Below are 1,167 nucleotides of genomic sequence, written 5' to 3'. Positions count from 1 at the left end.
AGGCGGCGCGCGGCGGCCGTGAAGGCCGCGCCGGTCGACAACAGCAGGCAGATCGAAGTCTATCGCGGCACCAAGAGCGACCAGGTGAAGGTGGGGGGATGATGGCCGCAGGAACATTGAAACGGCTTGCGCTTTGCGCGGCGGCAGGGGGGGCGCTGCTCGCCGCGCAGCCCGCATCGGCGCAGGTCAGCGTTGCGACCGGCGTCGGCGCGGGCGAGCTCGAGGTGCCGGTCAACAAGAGCCAGGTGCTGCGCGTCGACCGCGCTTACGCCAAGGCGCTGATCGGCAACCCGGACATCGCCGACATCGTCCCGATCAGCGAGACCTCGGTCTATGTGCTGGGCAAGAAGACCGGCACCACCAGCCTGACGCTGTACGACCGCTCCAACAATCTGATCGCGGTGGTCGACGTGGTCGTCGGCCCCGACGTCACCTCGCTCAAGCGGCAATTGTCCGAGATGCTCCCGGCGAACGAGATCTCGGCGGCCATGTCGAACGATTCGATCGTGCTCCAGGGCATGGTCCGCAACGCCGTCGACGCCGACCGAGCGGTTCAGATCGCCGAGACCTACGCGCCGGGCAAGGTCGTCAACCTGCTCTCGCTCGGCTCCTCGCAGCAGGTGATGCTCGAGGTCCGCTTCGCCGAGGTCAAGCGCTCGGCGCTGCAGCAGCTCGGGCTCAACTGGGACGCGCTCAGCGACGGCGGCAAGTTCGGCGGGATCATCGGCGGCGGATCGAGCCTGTCGACCAACCCGAACACTGGCGAGACCAATTTCTCGCACGGCGCGATCACCGACAGCTTCGCGATCATCTCGCGCGCGTTCCGGGCGTTCGGCGCCAATTTCAACGTCACGCTCGACGCGCTCGAGCGCAAGGGCGCGATCACGACGCTCGCCGAGCCGACCCTGATCGCGCTGTCGGGCGAAACCGCGAGCTTCCTTGCCGGCGGCGAGTTCCCGGTGCCGACGGTCCAGGGCGGCGGCGGGGGCGCGGCCGGAGGCAATGGCGGCGGCACCGCGATCAGCGTCGAATGGAAGCCGTTCGGGGTCAGCCTCGCCTTCACTCCGACGGTGCTCGCCGACGGCGTCATCAACATGGTCATCGCTCCGGAAGTGAGCTCGATCGACCCGACCGCGTCGATCGTCATCAACAACCTCACCATCCCCG

1 protein-coding gene is annotated in these 1,167 nt (G+C 68.0%); it reads left to right on the top strand.

Annotated elements, in window-relative coordinates; translation table 11 throughout:
• Window positions 1-98: 98 nt before the first annotated feature.
• On the top strand, window positions 99-1,167 hold a 1,069-nt coding region (locus GH737_RS14860; protein ID WP_230558857.1), incomplete at its 3' end, for a type II and III secretion system protein family protein.

It is taken from the genome of Sphingomonas segetis (genome assembly GCF_009720245.1).
Lineage (GTDB): Bacteria > Pseudomonadota > Alphaproteobacteria > Sphingomonadales > Sphingomonadaceae > Sphingomicrobium > Sphingomicrobium segetis.
Note: the sequence above shows the minus strand (reverse complement) of the source record. Positions and strands in the feature narration are given on the sequence as shown.